Here is a 16,803-nt window from a genome sequence, read left to right as displayed (position 1 = left end):
ATCGCAATAATGAAGAGTAGTCGGTGGGATTAATCTGACTTGAGAGTCAAATTCTAACGAAATCATTGACAGAGACAAAGGGCAAATCTGTCTCTTTGGTCAGAAATTTCAGAGGAACAGTCGTTGATCGAACGCTCTGTTCGGTAAATGCAACCGTATGTTTCAGCGACCGTGCTAGGCTGCGCTACCGATAGCAACCTAAGCATTTTCGGACATGTCCCAGGCACTTCTCCTACGTCATCACCGCCCCTTCCTGGCCTTCTGGTTCGCGCGCGTCTGTACGGCAAGCGGCTTCCAGATGATCACCGTCGCCATCGGCTGGCACATCTACGAGCTCACCGGCAACGTGCTCGACCTCGGTTTGGTGGGGCTGGTGGAGTTCCTGCCGCGCGTCCTGTTCATGCTGCACACCGGACATGTGGCCGACCGCTTCGACCGCCGCCGCGTCGCCGCCATCTGCCAGGTGCTACAGGCCCTGGTGGCCGGGGTATTGGTATTTGCCAGCGCCACCGACAGCGCCAGCCGCGAACTGATTTTCCTCATGGCCTTCGTCCTCGGCGCCGCGCGCGCCTTCGAGATGCCGGCCACCCAGGCGCTGCTGCCCAACGTCGTGCCCAAGGAGCTGTTCCCTCGCGCGGTGGCTGCCTCGGCCTCGGCCATGCAGGCGGCCACCATCGTCGCGCCGGCGCTTGGTGGTCTGCTCTACGCCTTCGGCAGCCTGTGGGTGTACGGACCGACGGCCATCCTCTATATCGCCGCCTGTGTCCTGATGCTGGGCCTCTCCAGCAACCAGCAGCAGGCCAACAAGGCCCCGGCCAACCTGGAGAACCTGCTGGCGGGCATCCGCTTCATCCGCAGCCGCCCGGACATCCTCGGCGCCATCTCGCTGGATCTCTTCGCCGTACTGCTGGGCGGCGCCACCGCCCTGCTCCCGGTGTTCGCCAAGGACATCCTGCTCACCGGTCCCTGGGGCCTGGGCCTGCTGCGCTCGGCCCCGGCGGTCGGCGCCTTGCTGATGTCCTTCTGGCTGGCGCGCTTCCCCATCGAACGCAATGTCGGGCGGATCATGTTCACCTCGGTGGGCATATTCGGCGTGGCGACCATCGCCTTCGGCCTGTCCACATCCTTCTGGTTCTCCCTGGCGGTTCTGGCAGTGCTCGGCGCGGCCGACATGATCAGCATGGTGATCCGTGGTGCCTTCGTGCAGCTGCACACCCCGGACGAGATGCGCGGCCGGGTCAGCGCGGTGAACGGCCTGTTCATCGGCGCTTCCAACCAGCTGGGCGAGTTCGAGTCCGGCGTCACCGCGGCCTGGTTCGGCACGGTTCCGGCAGTGGTCATGGGCGGCGTCGGCACGCTGATCGTGACCGGGTTGTGGATGAAGCTGTTCCCGAGCCTGGCCAAGCGGGACAAGTTGCACTGACGGGCAGGTGATCGTTGGGCTTCGCTGCGCTAAGCATCACCCTACGGGGCAGCTGCGCCGCCCTTGGCGAATGAATTCGCCCCTACAAAAATGACAGGCAGAAACCTTGTGGGGGCGAATTCATTCGCTGTAGGGGCGATTTCAATCGCCAAGCAGGCCGAAGGTCTGCCCTGTGAGGTGAAAGGGGCAGCTGCGCCGCCCTTGGCGAATGAATTCGCCCCTACAGGAAAAGCGCCTGCGGGTCCTCCATCAAGACACCAACATCGCCTTGGCGATTTCATTGCGTTTGCCCTTGCCGCACAGCTGCTCCACCAGGGTCAGGGCGAAGGCCAGTGCGTTGCCCGGCCCCTGGGCCGTGATGCAATTGCCGTCCACTACCACCGGCTGGTCGACGAAGGTGCAGCCGGAAAGGCGGTCGCTGAAGGTCGGGTAGCAGGTCATGCGCCGCTGGCGCAGCACGCCGAAGGGCTGCAGGGCCATGGCCGGGGATGCGCAGATGGCGGCGAAGAAGCGGCCGGCCTTGGCCTGTTCGCGGACCTTTTCGCCCAGCGGTTCATGTTCGCCCAGGCGCTGTGCACCGGGCATGCCGCCGGGTAGCACGATCAGGTCGTAGTCCTGGGCCAGCACGTCCAGCAGCATGGTGTCAGCAGTCAGGCGGGTGCCACGGGCCAGGGTGATCATGCGGCGGGTTTCGATGCTGGCCACCACCGTCTTGATGTCGGCGCGCCGCAGCACGTCGATGAGCGTCACGGTCTCCAGGTCCTCCACGCCTTCAGCAACGGCGATCAGGGCCTGGAGTTGGGGTTGGGTTTGCATGGCGTTCTCCTGTTCCTGGAAACCGAAGCTGTCCGTCCGGTCACAAATTCACCGCTCCCGGGTGAGCTGGTATGATGCGCGCCTTTTTCCAGACTGGCAGAGAAAAGTCCATGGCGCCCGCGCGCGCCGTGCATTTGTGCTTTTATTTTCGCCAGCTGAATGACAACGACGCACTGCGTCACGGGGAGCTCACACATGCTGGAAAAGCTATTCCAACTCAAGGCGCACGACACCAATGTGCGTACCGAGATCCTGGCGGGTCTGACGACCTTCCTGACGATGGCCTACATCCTCTTCGTCAACCCGGCCATCCTCGGTGAAACCGGCATGGACAAGGGCGCGGTGTTCGTCGCCACCTGCCTGGCTGCTGCCATCGGTTCGACCGTCATGGCGCTGATCGCCAACTACCCCATCGCCCTGGCTCCGGGCATGGGCCTGAACGCCTTCTTCACCTACACCGTGGTGCTGCAGATGGGGCACACCTGGCAGGTGGCCCTGGGCGCGGTGTTCCTCTCCGCCTGCATGTTCTTCCTGTTGTCGATCTTCAAGATCCGCGAGTGGATCATCAACAGCATCCCACTGGAGCTGCGCTCGGCCATCGCCGCCGGCATCGGCCTGTTCCTCGGACTGATCGCCCTGCAGAAAGCCGGCATCGTCGCCGCCCACCCGGTCACCATGGTGACGGTCGGTGACCTGACCAAGCCGGAGCCGATCCTCGCCGTGCTCGGCTTCTTCCTGATCGTCGCCCTCGAAGCGCGCAAGGTGACCGGCGCCGTGCTGATCGGCATCCTCGCCGTGACCATCGCCGGCATCGCACTGGGCGTTTCCCAGTTCGGCGGCATCTTCTCCATGCCGCCGTCGCTGGCGCCGACCTTCCTCCAGCTGGACATCGCCGGCGCACTGGAAATCGGCCTGGTGAGCGTGATCTTCGCCTTCCTCTTCGTCGACCTGTTCGACAACTCCGGCACCCTCATCGCCGTGGCCAAGAAGGCCGGCCTGATGCGCGCCGACGGCTACATGCCGAAGATGGGCCGCGCCCTGATCGCCGACTCCACCGCGGCCATGGGCGGTTCCCTGCTGGGCACCTCCACCACCACCAGCTACATCGAGTCCGCTGCGGGCGTCAGCGCCGGCGGCCGTACCGGCCTCACCGCCCTGGTGGTTGCCGTGCTGTTCCTGCTGGCCCTGTTCCTCTCGCCGCTGGCCGGTAGCGTGCCAGCCTTCGCCACCGCGCCGGCGCTGTTCTTCGTCGCCGTCCTGATGGCCTCGGGCCTCGCCGAGATCGACTGGCACGACCTGACCACCGCCGCACCTGTACTGATCACCGCCCTGGCCATGCCGTTCACCTATTCCATCGCCGACGGCATCGCCTTCGGCTTCATCGCCTGGGCCGCGATCAAGACCCTGGCTGGCCGCTACAAGGAGCTCAGCCCGGCGCTGGTGATCCTGGCCGTGCTCTTCGTTATCAAGATGGGTTTCTTCCACTGATGAGTCGTCCCCAGTTCGATCCGGCGGCCTATGCCGCCCAGCTCACCGAGAAGACGCAGCGCCTCAAGGCGCTGCTGGCGCCCTTCGACGCCCCGGAACCGGAAGTCTTCGAGTCCCCCCGCGAGCATTACCGCCTTCGCGCCGAGTTCCGCCTGTGGCGCGAGACTGGCAATGAGAACCGCCACTACGCGATGTTCGAGGCCGGCGACAAGTTCACGCCGATCCTGATCGAGGACTTCCCCATCGCCAGCCGCCGCATCAACGAACTGATGCCGCGCCTCAAGGCGGGTTGGCAGGCAAGCCAGGCGCTGTCGTTCAAGCTGTTCCAGGTGGAGTTCCTCACCACCCTGGCCGGCGATGCGCTGATCACCCTCTGCTACCACCGCCCGCTGGACGAGGCCTGGCAGGCCGAAGCCGCAAAGCTCGCCGCAGACCTTGGCGTGAGCCTGGTGGGCCGTTCCAAGGGCAAGCGCATCGTCATCGGCCGCGACTATGTCGAGGAAGAACTGACCGTCGCTGGCCGCGTGTTCCGCTATCGCCAGCCGGAGGGTGCCTTCACCCAGCCCAACGGCGAGGTGAACCAGAAGATGCTGGGCTGGGCCTTCGATGTACTGGGCGAGCGCCAGGACGACCTGCTGGAGCTGTACTGCGGCAACGGCAACTTCACCCTGCCCCTGGCCACCCGCGTGCGCAAGGTGTTGGCCACCGAGATCAGCAAGACCTCGGTAAACGCCGCCCTGGCCAACCTGGCCGACAACGCTGTGGATAACGTCACCCTGGTGCGCCTGTCCGCCGAGGAGCTGACCGAGGCGCTGAACGAGGTCCGCCCGTTCCGCCGCCTGGCCGGCATCGACCTCAAGGGCTACGAGTTCGGCAACGTCTTCGTCGATCCGCCCCGCGCCGGCATGGACCCGGACACCTGCGAACTGACCCGCCGCTTCGACCGCATCCTCTACATCTCCTGCAACCCGGAGACGCTGGCGGCGAACATCCAGCAGCTGAGCGACACCCACAAAGTGGTGCGCTGCGCGCTGTTCGACCAGTTCCCCTATACGCACCACATGGAGTCGGGTGTGTTGTTGGAGCGGCGCTGAGTTCCTGCTCTGCCCGGAGCTCCCTCACCCCCGGCCCCTCTCCCGGGGGGAGAGGGGTGACTCTCAGCTCAGCCCCGGCACGGCCTGCTCCCTCTCCCTCTGGGAGAGGGTTGGGGTGAGGGTAGCCAAGCCTCGCTCGGTGTTTCCGGCATCGTTGGGCTTCGCTTCGCTCTGCACCAACCTACAAAAGCGTTTGCCTACGAGAAGGCACGCGCCAGATCGATCACCAGCGCCCGATAGCCCACGCTACCCGGCTGGCGGCTGCTCACCTTGAGCTCCACCTGTACCTCCTGGGTCCCGTACTTCACTTCGTTGAGCACGGTGGTCGTGAGTTTTTCCGGGGTGAGGAAGCCCACCGAAGCCGAGTAGATGAACTGGGTGTCCTTGTCGGCGCGGTATTCGACGACCGAAGTCACCGGGCTGTACCACTCGTCCCCGCGTTCCTTGCCGTATTCCCAGACCTGCTCGACGGTGCCCTTCGCCTCGTCGATGCGGTACTCCACCGCGCGGCTGTAGTTGCCGGCCAGCTTGGTCGGCGCGAAGTTGCGGCCCCAGCCGTTGTCGAACACGCTCAGCGTGCCTTTGCCGGTGAGCCAGGCGGTGTGCTGGGTCCAGGACCAGTCGAAGCCTTCGGCGTAGAGGCCGCCCTCCTCTTTCAGCGCCTCGCCCTTGGCATTCACCGGAGTCAGCACCTTGGACTTGAGGCGCTCCGGCCAGCCCTGGGGCGAGGCGAGAATCCATTTCACTTCCTTGTTGCGCCCGATCTTCACCACGCCCTGGTGGCGGGCGGAAATGATGATGCTGTCGTCGCTCGCGTCGTAGTCGATGGCGTTGACGTGGGCCCAGTTGCGGCCAGTGCCGACGCCGGGGGTGTCGCCGAACGGCAGGTCGCCTTCCAGCAGCTCGTTTGCGGCGGTGCTGTCCTGTTTCTGCACGCCCTCCGGTAGCTGAAGCGCGGCCTTGCCGAGGGTTTCCAAGAGCTCGCCGCGATAGGGGTCGAGAATCTGGTTCAGGTCCCAGAAGTCCAGCACGTCGCCGGCTTCGTTTACCTCGATGATGTGGTCGCGGATGGAGCGAACGCGCTTGCCGTCGGGGCGGCGGTAGTCGCTGGTGCCGACCCGCAGCAGGTAAGTGCCGTTGGGGGTCTCGCGGATCTCGTGGGAGAAGTCGGCGAACTTGTCCGGCAGGTTGCGCTGCCACACGCGGCGACCCAGCAGGTCGTACTTGGAATAGGTCTGGCCCTGGCCCCAGATCAGCTTGCCGTCGCGGGTTTGCTGGAAGCCCATGGTGCCGCCCAGGCCGTCGCGGCGACCGGAATCGTGGATCTGCTCGATATCCAGGTACCAGCGCACATCACCGTTGCTGTCGGAGATCCAGTTGTTGCCCACCTGGTCCCACTCCGCGGCACCGCCCAGGGCGTTCCATTTGAAGGCGCGACCGCCGGGAATCTCGCCCAGCAGGTGATTGAACAGGTACAGGCGGTGCTCGAAGCCGGGCGCCACCTTGATCGGCTCCACCAGCGGCAGCGCGGCGGTCTGGTTGGCCACAACCGGCAGGCGCACCGCCGGGGCGTAGACCTGATAGCGCTCGCGAATGCGCTCGCCAGCCAGCTTGTAGGTCACCTCCACCTGGTTGACGTGGTCCGGATAGAGGCCGAATACCGGGATGCCGCCATAGGTCCAGAGCGAGCGGTCGGAGACTTCGTAGGCGATGTCCACGCCACGCTCGCCTTTGCCCAGCACACGGACGTAGGCGGCGCTGATGGCCTGGCCACCGTCGCGGATGATCGCAGTCAGCGGCGCCAGCTTGTAGGGGTTGACCACCACGTCGCCGAGCAGCGCGGTGCCGCGCTCCGGCACCTTGGCGGTGATGCAGGCGCCTTCGGGGAGATCAGGGGTTTCGGTCTTGGCGTTCATCGGGAAAAGTCCTTTTTCAGGGCGAGATGAGGTGTTGTTCTCGCTCTTATAAAGGCAATTTTTTATTTCTAAAAATTCGAAATAAAAATATTTATAGATCTTTTTGATATATCAGTTATCCAGCCTACGCAGGGCGACGAAGGCGAGTCCTGCCGACACCACCTCGAACAGCAGCGCATAGAGGTTGAAGGTCTGCCCCAGGCTGCCGTCCAGCCAGAGCCCGCTGATGCGCCCCAGGGCCAGGGCGACATAGACCAGCACCAGCAGGTCCAGCGCGGCACGCGCCAGTTGCAGGCGCAGTTGCGAGAGCAGGAGGAACGCGGCGATGCCGAGCGGCAGGCAGCCGTACCAGGCACGCACATCGGTGACTGCGGAAGGGTCCATCAAGAGCATGCCGCTGAGGCTGGCCATTTCTTCCGGGCGGATGAAGTAGGCCAGGCCGAAGACGGCAAGGATCAGGGCCTGAAGGCCAAGCAGGATGCGGGTGAAGAGCATCGGCGAGTCTCGCGCGAGGGTCAGAAAAAGCATAGGCCGCTCGGGAACAGTCTGAAACAGACCTGTGCTTGGGACGGGATCGGTGCGGCGCTATGCTCCCTTTCTTTGTCTCCGGCCTACTTGGCCGCAAGGAGTCCACATGCGTTCCCTCCTCCTGCTCACTACCCTGTTCGCCGGCATCGCCCAGGCCGCCGAGCCCATCACCATGGACGTCTACCGCGACCCTAACTGCGGCTGCTGCAAGGAATGGATCACCCACCTGCGGGACAACGGCATCCAGGTCCGCGACCACGAGGAAACCAACATGGCCGCGGTGAAGATGCGCGTCGGCGTGCCCTACCAGCTCGGCTCGTGCCACACCGGCGTGGTGGACGGCAAGTTCGTCGAGGGACACGTACCGGCCAGCGACGTGCTGAAGCTACGCGAGCGTCCCGACCTGCTGGGCGCCGCCGTACCGGGCATGCCCATCGGCTCCCCCGGTATGGAAATGGGTGACCGCCAGGACGCCTACCAGGTGGTCGGCGTCGCCCAGGGTGGCAAGTTGAGCGTGCTCAGCGAGTATCCTGCACGCTGAATCCACGCGTTCACGCAACGGCCGCCTGGTGCGGCCGTTTTCATTTCCCTGGAGCCTGAAATGGAATACTGGCAAGTCGATGTGTTCGCCGAACGGGTCCTGGCCGGCAATGGCCTGGCCGTCTTCCCCGATTGCCGCGGCCTTTCCCCCGCCGCCATGCAGGAGCTGACCCGCGAGCTGCGGCAATTCGAGTCGATCTTCCTGGCGCCGCTGGATACCCACAATGCGTTCTCCGCGCGGGTGTTCACGGTGGAAGAGGAGCTGCCCTTCGCCGGCCACCCCATTCTCGGCGCCGCCGCGCTGCTGCATCAGCTGCATGGCGGCAAATCCGACGCCGAGTGGCTGCTGCAATTGCCGGAGAAGCAGGTGCACATCGCTACCCGCCGCCACGGCAAGGGTTTCTATGCCGAGATGGACCAGGGGCCTGCGGAGTTCGGCCAGGTGCTGGACGATGCCGCCGCCGATACCTTCGCCGCGGCCTTCGGCAGCGAGCGCGACCGCCGCTATCCGGCCCAGGTGGTCAGCACCGGCCTGCCCTACCTGCTGCTACCGGTGACCGCTGCCGGACTGGCGGCGGCGAAGCAGCGCGAACTGCTGGACGATGCCCTGGCAGGCATTGGCGCCGCCTTCGTCTTCCTGATGGATGTTGACGCCCGCGAAGGCCGCACCTGGGACCCGCTCGGCGTGGTGGAAGACATCGCCACCGGCAGTGCCGCAGGACCGGTGGCCGCCTGGCGCGTAGCCCAGGAACTGGAGCGCCCCGAGCAGCCCTTCGCCCTGGCACAGGGCCGCTTCCTCGGCCGCCCGAGCCGGCTCGACGTATGCGTCACCGCAGCCGGCAATGTGCTGGTGGGCGGCGAGGTCCAGCTCCTGGCCCACGCTCGCTTGCTGCCGCCCCTGGCCGAGCTGGGCTGACGACCGGGCTGGCGACACTCGCCACCAGCGTCAACACTGAATAACTCGCATTCTGTGTGGAGAGCGGTCATGCGCTGGCAAAAAGCGCGTCGCAGCGACAATGTGGAAGACGCCGGAGGCATGGGTGGCGGCGGCATGCGCCTGGGCGGTGGCAAGGGACTGGGCCTGGGCGGGATCGCGATTGTGGTGGTGGTCGCCCTGCTGATGGGCGAGGACCCGCTGCAGATCCTTGGCCAGATCACCCAGCAGAACGCCTCGGTCAATCCCCAGCAGCAGTCGGCCATGCCGACAGGCACCCCGGAGGAGCGCGAGTTCGTCCGCGCGATCCTCGGCGACACCGAGGATACCTGGCGCGAGATCTTCCAGGCCGCCGGTCGCCAATACCAGGACCCGACCCTGGTGCTGTTCAACGGCGGCGTGCAATCGGCCTGCGGCTTCGCCTCCTCGGCGGTCGGCCCCTTCTACTGTCCGGGTGATCGCAAGGTCTACCTGGACCTGGATTTCTTCGAGGAAATGGCCAGCCGCTTCCTGGCCGCCGGCGATTTTGCCCAGGCTTATGTGATCGCCCACGAAGTGGGACACCACGTGCAGACCCTGCTGGGCGTCTCGGCCAAGGTCAACGCCGCCCGCCAACGCGGCGAACGGGTGGAAGGCGACAACGGCCTGCTGGTGCGCCAGGAACTCCAGGCGGACTGCCTGGCCGGCGTCTGGGCCTACCACGCGCAGAAGCGCCTCAACTGGCTGGAACCCGGCGACCTGGAAGAAGCCCTGAACGCCGCCAACGCCATCGGCGACGACCGCCTGCAGCGCCAGGGCCGTGGCCAGGTGGTGCCTGACTCCTTCACCCACGGAACCTCGGCGCAGCGGGTGCGCTGGTTCAAGATGGGGTTCGAGAAAGGGGAAGTGGGGCGCTGCGATACGTTTTCGACGGCGAGGCTTTAGCTCACTGTCATCTGCCCTCTCCCCCCGCCCTCTCCCGCAGGCGGGAGAGGGAGCCTGATCGGCGCGATCTGGTCATGACGCGCACTGACCGCCCCACTTACGCAGCCGGGAGCGAGCCTGATCAGAGCGACCAAGTCATGGCGCACTCGGACCGCCCCCTCTCCCACGTGTGGGAGAGGGCTGGGGAGAGGGTCAGAGTTTGCCCAGCGCACGTCCGATCGCCTCAAGCACGGCGTCCGTATCCCCCAGCACCTCATGATTCCAGAAACGCAATACCCGATAGCCCTGCTCTGACAGCCAGCGATCGCGTTCGCCATCCCGGTCAGCCTGTTCCTGATGCTGGCCACCATCCAGTTCAATCACCAGCCGCTGTTCCAGGCAAATGAAGTCGACTATGTAGCGACCCATTGGCTTCTGTCGTTTGAACTTGAGTCCGAAGAACCGATGTCCACGCAGGTAGTACCAGAGGCGATGCTCAGCATCAGTCATGTTGCTGCGCAGTTCCCTGGCAAACTTCTTGAGTTCCATTGAGCCTCCTTGCTCGCAATCACCTGCCCCTTACACCCCAACCATCCCCAACAACGCCCCACAATCCCGCGCAAACCAGTCCGCCAGTTCCGGCCAGGGGTTTTCCGGCAGGTTGACCAGCACGGTTGCCGCCCCTGCGGCGCGCCCGCAGTCGAGGTCGAAGCGGTAGTCGCCCACCATCACCAGTTCGCGGGGTGGGACTTGCCAGCGCCCGGCCAGGTGCAGCAGGCCGCCGGGGTGGGGTTTGGGTGGGGCTTCGCCGCGGCCGAGGATGTCGGCGGTGGCGAAGCAGTCGCCCAGTCCGATGGCTTCCAGGGTCAGCAGGGCCAGTTCATGGGCATTGCGGGTGAGGATGCCGAGCTGGCAGCCGCGCTGGTGCAGTTCGCGAACCAACTCGATGGCGCCGTCAGCGGGCTGGGCGTTCAGCGCCAGCTCCCGTTCGTGCTCCAGCAGCCAGACGTGCTTGGCGGCGGCCTCGTCATCGGGCAGGGCGGCGAGGTGGTGGAGGATGTCGTCCTCCGGCGGGATGTCCAGGGCCACGCGGATGGCGGCGAAGTCATGCACGGCGATGGTCAGGGTGCCGTCCATGTCGAACACCCAGTGGCGGTATCGCCCAAGTTCGGTGTTCGGAACCGTCACTTCCAATCCTCGCGCAGGCGGGTCAGGCCTTCCTGGGCCACCGAGGCCACCAGCTGGCCGGCGCGGTTGAAGATGCTGCCGCGGGAGAAACCACGGGAATTGCCCGCCCAAGGGCTATCCATGGAGTAGAGCAACCAGTCATCCGCGCGCAGGTCGCGGTGGAACCACAGGGCATGATCGAGGCTGGCCACCTGCATGAATTTCTGCCACACCGACACGCCGTGGGGGAGCATGGACGTGGTCAGCAGGCCGAAGTCCGAGGCGTAGGCGAGGATGTACTTGTGGATCGCCGGGATGTCCGGAAGGCTGCCGTCGGCGCGGAACCAGACGTACTTGATCGGCTCCCCCGGACGCGGGTCGAACGGGTTTTCCGCGCTGACCGGGCGAATCTCGATGGGCTTGGCACAAAGGAGCTTGTCGCGTATGCGCTCCGACAGCAGGTGCGCATTCTGCCGAGCGAGTTCCTGCTCGCTGGGCAGGTTCTCCGGCCCCGGTACCTCAGGCATGGTCAGCTGATGCTCGAAGCCTTCTTCGTCCTGCTGGAAGGACGCACTGCAGGTGAAGATCTGCTGCCCCTTCTGGATGGCCGTGACGCGGCGGGTGCTGAAGCTGCCACCATCACGCACCCGCTCCACCGAGTAGACCACCGGCAGGGTGGCATCGCCGGGGCGCAGAAAGTAACCGTGGAGGGAGTGCACATGGCGCTCGGACTCGACCGTCTGACTGGCGGCGGAGAGCGACTGGCCAAGCACCTGGCCGCCGAACAGTTGGCGGAAACCGAGGTCCTGGCTGACGCCACGGAACAGGTTCTCTTCGATGGATTCGAGGCTCAGCAGCGCGACCAGCTCATCGAGCACCTGGGTCATGGAGTTCTCCTCTGCAAGGCTGCCGCTCCGGTCATGGCCGGGGCGGTCTTCGTAGTTCGGGATAGGCCGGCAGCGTCGTCAGGCGCTCGTCCCACAGCGCGCGGCCAATGGTGAAATGGTAAAGGCTTTGCCAGCGACTGTCGGCCATTTCCAGCAATTCATGCACCGAATCGTCGAAGTAGCAGCCGATGCCGGTCCCCGATATCCCGGCGGCCTCGGCTTCCAGGTAGAGCAACTGGCCGATCTGCCCGCACTCCCAGTAAAGCCGCGGGTAGAGCCAGGCGCCCCGTTCCAGGGCAGCCTCGAAGCGGGCGAGCATGGCCACCGCAACGCAGCCGTCCGCGGCGATGTCCTGGCCGCAGGACAGAAAGCCCGCCAGGCCACGGGCATCGCCTTCCAGCAGGCGGTACAGCGGCAGCTCGTCGCTGGCCCGCTGCCAAAGGAAATCCTCGCGCAGGCCCTGGGGCAGCTCGCTTTCCGCAGCGGCCCCACGTGCCAGCCAGTAGAGGCCCGGCGCCATGCCCTGGACGCGATGGACGAACAGCAGCAGGTCGACCCGCGCATCGCCAAGGCTGGCGAAGGGCACCGGCGAATTCTCCGGCATCAGGCGGCGCAGCCAGGCCAGCAACAGGTCCGCCTGGATACCGCTGCGGCCATCCATGGACTGCGCGCTGCGCCGGCGATGCAGCAGCGGGCGCAACGGCAGTCCGGGGTTATCCACAACCGCGCGGGCCTCGGCTGCGCGCCAGTCGGCCGGCGGCAGGCGCGGAGCCCGGCAGAGTTCGTGGACTCGCTCCAGTTCGGGCCAGTGGCGCTGCTCGCGGGACAGGCGATTCGGTGTGCCATGCAGCTCCAGGGCGGCGAGGCCATCCAGCAGCGGCTGGCCAAGGGCGAACTCCCGTTCCTGTGCCGGGCCTATCCACAGCAGCACATCGGCGTACTCGCGCTCGACGAAGCCGGGCCGGTCCAGCCCCAGCAGGGCATCCAGGGTTTCTTCAGCGACTCCGCCCATCACCCGCACCTGCCAGCCCAGGGCACTGGCGGCGATGGCCAGTGCCGCCAGGGCATGACCCAGGTCGTGCTGGCAATAGCGGTAGGCGCGCTCGCCGTACTTCCAGGCTTCGCGCCAGGGAATGCTGGCGAGCCCCAGCAGGAAGCCACTCGCCGGCAGCGCTGTGGACAACTGCTCGGCCAGGGGCGCCGGCAACTCGCTGCGGATTTCCAGCCCATGGGCGTCCGGGGCGTAGTGGGCCAGCAGGGCGCCCTCCTCCACTGCGCCCGCCGGCAGCAGCAGGTAGGCCTCGGTGGGATGCAGGTTGCCGGAGGACGGGTTGACCCGCAGCGCCCAGCGGCTCGCACCCGACTCCTTCCAGGCGGAAATGGCCAGGCTGTCGTACAGCAGTTGCGACAGGCTCGCGCGGTTCAGGGGCGCCGGCGCGCCGACCGGGGCAGCGAAGACCGCGTCGTAGCCCGGCGTTTCTTCCAGCGGGCGATGCCACAACTCCAGCACACGCGCCCCGGCGTAGCGGCGGAAGGGCGCCGGCTGGGTCGCCCAGTCGAGCTGGCCAGGGCCCGGCGCGAAGCGGTCCGGGCGGTGCTTGCTGAGCTCGTGGTAGGCACGTACGTCATTGCTCATCGCAAGGCTTCCCATTCGGCGCGGCCCAGGCGGTAGAGCAGATGGAGGCGCAATGGATGCCCCTCGGGCAGGAGCGGATGCTCGAAGTCGCCCTGCATGTCGCGCTGCATCCCGATTCGCGTCATCACCGCCTGGGAACGCAGGTTGCCCGGCACGGTGAACGCCACGATCTCCGCCAGCTGCATGGACTCGAAGCCGAACGCCAGGGCCGCCTGCGCCGCCTCGCTGGCCAGGCCCTGCCCCCAGTAGCGATGCATCAGGCGCCAGCCGATTTCCACCGCTGGGGTGAAGTGCTGGTCGAAGTTCACGTTCTGCAGGCCGACGACGCCGACAAAGCCGCCGTCCCCGCGGTGCTCGACCACCCACTGACCGAATCCGTACTGCTGGGTGTGCTGGTGGATTCGGGTCGCCAGGGCATCGCTTTGCTCGCGGCTCATGCAGGCGGGGAAGTGCCGCATCACCTCGGGGTCGGCATTGAGTTCGGCGAAGGCCGTCAGGTCATCGTCGCGCCAGGCACGCAGGTGCAGGCGCGGGGTATGCAGTTCGATCGGGGGCACGGGGCTTACTCTTGAACCTGGCTCGAAGGCCTCATAATACTGCCCTGCGTCCCGCCCCGAGTGCCGATCGATGTTCCTGCCGCTGGTGTACCACGACGACTACAGTCCGCCCTTTCCGGCGGAACACCGCTTTCCCATGGAGAAGTTCCGCCTGCTCTACGAGCACCTGCTGGACAGCGGCCTGACCACCGACGCGCGCCTGCACCGCCCGGACATCTGCCCGCCCGACGTGCTCGCGCTCGCCCATTGCCCCAACTACATCCGGCGTTTCCTCGACGGCGACCTGGGCCGCGACGAACAGCGCCGCCTCGGCCTGCCCTGGAGCGAACCACTGGCGCGGCGCACCGTGCGCGCCGTGGGCGGTTCGCTGCTGGCCGCCGACCTGGCGCTCGAGCACGGCCTGGCCTGCCACCTGGCCGGTGGCACCCACCATGCGCACTTCGACCACGCGGCGGGCTTCTGCATCTTCAACGACCTGGCGGTGATCAGCCGCTACCTGTTGGAGGCGGGCAAGGTGCAGCGCGTGCTGATCTTCGACTGCGACGTGCACCAGGGCGACGGCACCGCGCGCTTGCTGGCCGATACCCCGGAAGCCATCACCGTCTCCCTGCACTGCGAGAAGAACTTCCCCGCGCGCAAGGCCGAGAGCGATTGGGACATCCCCTTGCCCATGGGCATGGGTGACGCCGACTACCTGCAAGTGGTGGAGGATGCGCTGAACTATCTGTTGCCGCTGTATCAGCCGGACCTGGTGCTCTACGACGCCGGCGTGGATGTGCACAAGGACGATGCGCTGGGCTATCTGCAACTCACCGACGCCGGCGTGGCCGAGCGTGATGAGCGGGTGATCCGCCATTGCCTGGGGCGCGACATCCCGGTGGTGGGTGTGATCGGCGGCGGCTATAGCAAGGACCGCGCGGCGTTGGCAAGGCGGCACGGCATCCTCCATCACAGCGCGAATCGGGTCTGGCAGGAGATGGGGCTGGGGCGCTAGCGATTTCAATCGCTGAGCAGGCCATTGGCCTGCCCGGCAGCCTTCCTCGGGGCAGCGTCGCCGCCCATCGCGAATGAATTCACTCCCACAACATGCCGTGTCCAGCCGAGCGGCGTGCATTAGAATGCGCCCTCCCCCATTTCCCGCCCCGACTCATTCCCATGAACGACTCCTCCCCCTTCGTCGCCGTCATCGGCGGTGGCCCCGCTGGCCTGATGGCCGCCGAAGTCCTGGCCCAGGGCGGCGCTCGGGTGGAGTTGTTCGATGCCATGCCCTCGGTGGGACGCAAGTTCCTGCTGGCCGGCGTGGGCGGGATGAATATCACCCATTCGGAAGCGAAGGCCCCTTTCGTCGGCCGCTACGGTGTACGCCGCGAAGAGGTGGGCGCGTTGCTGGAGGGGTTCGGCGCCGACGAGTTGTGCACCTGGATTCACGGCCTGGGCATCGACACCTTCGTCGGCACCTCGGGACGGGTCTTCCCCACCGACATGAAAGCCGCGCCGCTGCTGCGCGCCTGGCTCAAGCGCCTGCGCGAGCAGGGCGTGGTCATCCACACCCGCAGCCGCTGGCTCGGCTGGGCAGAGGACGGTGCGCTGCGCATTGCAACGCCTGCCGGTGAAACGTCCGTCCGTGCCGACGCCTGCGTGCTGGCGCTCGGCGGTGGCAGCTGGGCACGGCTGGGATCGGACGGCGCCTGGGTGCCGCTGCTGGAACAGCGCGGCGTGGCCATCGCGCCGCTGCAGCCCAGCAACTGCGGTTTTGACGTGGAAGGCTGGAGCCCGCTGCTGCAAGAGAAATTCGCCGGCGCGCCGATCAAGTCGACGGCCATTCGCCTGGTTGACCAGGCACCGCGCCTGGGTGAATTCGTGCTGACCGCCAACGGCGTGGAAGGCAGCCTGATCTACGCCCTTTCCGCCGCTATCCGCGAGCAAATCAACGCCACCGGCAGCGCCACCCTGCACCTGGACCTGCTGCCCAACCACTCTGTGGATAAGGTCACCAAGGCCCTGGCGCGCCCGCGCGGTTCGCGCTCCATGGCCAAGCACCTGCACAGCCAGCTGGGCATCGACGGTGCCCGCGCCGGCCTGCTACGGGAGCTGTCGGCCAAGGACGATTTCCTCGACCCCGCGCGCCTGGCCGCCGTGATCAAGGCCCTGCCGCTGACGCTGGTACGGGCGCGCCCGCTGGACGAAGCGATCAGCTCGGCCGGCGGCGTGCCCTTCGAGGCGATGGATGAAGGCCTGATGCTCAGGCAACTGCCGGGCGTGTTCTGCGCCGGCGAGATGCTCGACTGGGAAGCGCCCACTGGCGGCTACCTGCTCACCGCCTGTTTCGCCAGCGGACGAGTGGCGGCACAAGGTGTGCTGCGCTGGCTTTCGCAGCCCCACGAGCTCGCATAGCATCCCGCTCCAGACCCCGTCAGAGGGCCGTTTCCACCGTGATCGCCTGCCCATCGTTACTGTCAGGGAAAGCCCCATGAGCACACTGGACACCATCGAGATCAAAGCCTTCGTGCCGGCGAAGGACTATGCACAGAGCAAGGACTTCTACCGCGACCTCGGCTTCGAAATGTGCAGCACTTCGGACGAGGTCAGTTACTTCCGATACGGCCACTGCGCCTTCCTCCTCCAGAGCTTCTACACCAAGGAGTTTGCGGAGAACCTGATGATGCATTTGCAGGTGAAGGACGTTGAAGCCTGGTGGCAGCACGTGCAGGACTCCGGCGTGATCGAGCGCTATGGCGTGCGGGCCACTCCGCCCGAGGACCAGCCCTGGCGGATGCGCGATTTCATCCTCGCCGACCCCAGCGGCGTCCTCTGGCGCATCGGCCAGAACATCTGATCGGTCCCGGACCGCATCTGATCGGAAGCTGGCCGCGAGGTGTCGGCTGGCACGCGGCCAGCGTCTATGCTTGCCCAG

General features: G+C 66.2%; 17 protein-coding genes. 9 read left to right on the top strand and 8 right to left on the bottom strand.

The window, feature by feature from the left end:
* Window positions 1–214 precede the first annotated feature (214 nt).
* Window positions 215–1,423 carry an MFS transporter gene (locus tag E8E91_RS20395; protein ID WP_280378283.1) on the top strand — a complete coding sequence of 403 codons (1,209 nt, stop codon included), beginning with the start codon at window positions 215–217 and terminating at the stop codon, window positions 1,421–1,423.
* A 249-nt stretch (window positions 1,424–1,672) separates the two neighbouring features.
* Here the strand turns inward: E8E91_RS20395 and E8E91_RS20390 are convergent, their stop codons facing one another.
* On the bottom strand, window positions 1,673–2,239 hold the full coding sequence (locus E8E91_RS20390) for a DJ-1 family glyoxalase III (RefSeq protein ID WP_280378281.1): 567 nt from the start codon (window positions 2,237–2,239) through the stop codon (window positions 1,673–1,675).
* Window positions 2,240–2,434: 195 nt separating this feature from the next.
* Between E8E91_RS20390 and E8E91_RS20385 the strand changes: the two genes are divergently transcribed.
* Both E8E91_RS20385 and trmA read left to right on the top strand, forming a co-directional pair.
* Window positions 2,435–3,727, top strand: coding sequence for an NCS2 family permease (locus E8E91_RS20385; RefSeq protein WP_280366828.1), 1,293 nt, complete (start codon window positions 2,435–2,437; stop codon window positions 3,725–3,727).
* On the top strand, window positions 3,727–4,821 hold the full coding sequence (gene trmA, locus E8E91_RS20380) for a tRNA (uridine(54)-C5)-methyltransferase TrmA (RefSeq protein WP_280378280.1): 1,095 nt from the start codon (window positions 3,727–3,729) through the stop codon (window positions 4,819–4,821). The genes E8E91_RS20385 and trmA overlap by 1 nt, the downstream gene beginning before the upstream one ends.
* Window positions 4,822–5,018: 197 nt before the next feature.
* On the opposite strand, the gene E8E91_RS20375 is transcribed toward trmA, so the two are convergent.
* Both E8E91_RS20375 and E8E91_RS20370 read right to left on the bottom strand, forming a co-directional pair.
* Window positions 5,019–6,737, bottom strand: coding sequence for an aryl-sulfate sulfotransferase (locus tag E8E91_RS20375; protein WP_280378278.1), 1,719 nt, complete (start codon window positions 6,735–6,737; stop codon window positions 5,019–5,021).
* A 111-nt stretch (window positions 6,738–6,848) separates the two neighbouring features.
* On the bottom strand, window positions 6,849–7,232 hold the full coding sequence (locus E8E91_RS20370; RefSeq protein ID WP_280378332.1) for a DUF4345 domain-containing protein: 384 nt from the start codon (window positions 7,230–7,232) through the stop codon (window positions 6,849–6,851).
* Between the two features lie 139 nt (window positions 7,233–7,371).
* On the opposite strand from E8E91_RS20370, the gene E8E91_RS20365 reads away from it, so the two are divergent.
* The 3 genes from E8E91_RS20365 (at window position 7,372) to E8E91_RS20355 (ending at window position 9,663) form a co-directional block, all read left to right on the top strand.
* Window positions 7,372–7,806: a DUF411 domain-containing protein gene (locus E8E91_RS20365; RefSeq protein ID WP_280378275.1), complete on the top strand. Its 435-nt coding sequence runs from the start codon at window positions 7,372–7,374 to the stop codon at window positions 7,804–7,806.
* Between the two features lie 60 nt (window positions 7,807–7,866).
* The gene (locus tag E8E91_RS20360; protein WP_280378273.1) at window positions 7,867–8,721 is read left to right on the top strand and encodes a PhzF family phenazine biosynthesis protein; all 855 of its coding nucleotides are present in this window, start codon (window positions 7,867–7,869) and stop codon (window positions 8,719–8,721) included.
* Between the two features lie 69 nt (window positions 8,722–8,790).
* Window positions 8,791–9,663: a neutral zinc metallopeptidase gene (locus tag E8E91_RS20355; protein WP_280366817.1), complete on the top strand. Its 873-nt coding sequence runs from the start codon at window positions 8,791–8,793 to the stop codon at window positions 9,661–9,663.
* Between the two features lie 192 nt (window positions 9,664–9,855).
* Here E8E91_RS20355 and E8E91_RS20350 read toward each other — a convergent pair whose 3' ends face one another.
* From E8E91_RS20350 to E8E91_RS20330, 5 genes are read right to left on the bottom strand one after another with little or no spacing between them, the layout of a single operon-like run.
* Complete coding sequence (locus E8E91_RS20350; RefSeq protein WP_280378271.1) at window positions 9,856–10,191, bottom strand: endonuclease domain-containing protein; 336 nt, start codon at window positions 10,189–10,191, stop codon at window positions 9,856–9,858.
* 30 nt (window positions 10,192–10,221) lie between these two features.
* Complete coding sequence (locus E8E91_RS20345) at window positions 10,222–10,830, bottom strand: HAD family hydrolase (RefSeq protein ID WP_280378269.1); 609 nt, start codon at window positions 10,828–10,830, stop codon at window positions 10,222–10,224.
* Window positions 10,827–11,696 carry an acyl-CoA thioesterase II gene (gene tesB / locus E8E91_RS20340; RefSeq protein ID WP_190826880.1) on the bottom strand — a complete coding sequence of 290 codons (870 nt, stop codon included), beginning with the start codon at window positions 11,694–11,696 and terminating at the stop codon, window positions 10,827–10,829. Before tesB ends, E8E91_RS20345 begins: the two co-directional genes overlap by 4 nt.
* A 31-nt stretch (window positions 11,697–11,727) precedes the next feature.
* The gene (locus E8E91_RS20335) at window positions 11,728–13,332 is read right to left on the bottom strand and encodes a nitroreductase family protein (protein ID WP_280378267.1); all 1,605 of its coding nucleotides are present in this window, start codon (window positions 13,330–13,332) and stop codon (window positions 11,728–11,730) included.
* Window positions 13,329–13,889 (bottom strand): GNAT family N-acetyltransferase, encoded by a 561-nt coding sequence (locus tag E8E91_RS20330; RefSeq protein ID WP_280378265.1) that lies wholly within the window; start codon window positions 13,887–13,889, stop codon window positions 13,329–13,331. The genes E8E91_RS20335 and E8E91_RS20330 overlap by 4 nt, the downstream gene beginning before the upstream one ends.
* Before the next feature lie 70 nt (window positions 13,890–13,959).
* Here E8E91_RS20330 and E8E91_RS20325 point away from each other — a divergent pair, with 70 nt between their 5' ends.
* The 3 genes from E8E91_RS20325 (at window position 13,960) to E8E91_RS20315 (ending at window position 16,725) form a co-directional block, all read left to right on the top strand.
* Complete coding sequence (locus E8E91_RS20325; RefSeq protein ID WP_280378263.1) at window positions 13,960–14,883, top strand: histone deacetylase; 924 nt, start codon at window positions 13,960–13,962, stop codon at window positions 14,881–14,883.
* 161 nt (window positions 14,884–15,044) lie between these two features.
* Entirely contained in the window at window positions 15,045–16,283 is a 1,239-nt protein-coding gene (locus E8E91_RS20320) for a TIGR03862 family flavoprotein (RefSeq protein WP_280378261.1), read from the top strand.
* Window positions 16,284–16,359: 76 nt separating this feature from the next.
* Window positions 16,360–16,725: a VOC family protein gene (locus E8E91_RS20315; protein WP_280378259.1), complete on the top strand. Its 366-nt coding sequence runs from the start codon at window positions 16,360–16,362 to the stop codon at window positions 16,723–16,725.
* Window positions 16,726–16,803 lie beyond the last annotated feature (78 nt).

Origin of the sequence: Pseudomonas sp. BN515, assembly GCF_029873155.1 — a bacterium.
GTDB lineage: Bacteria > Pseudomonadota > Gammaproteobacteria > Pseudomonadales > Pseudomonadaceae > Metapseudomonas.
Note: the sequence above shows the minus strand (reverse complement) of the source record. Positions and strands in the feature narration are given on the sequence as shown.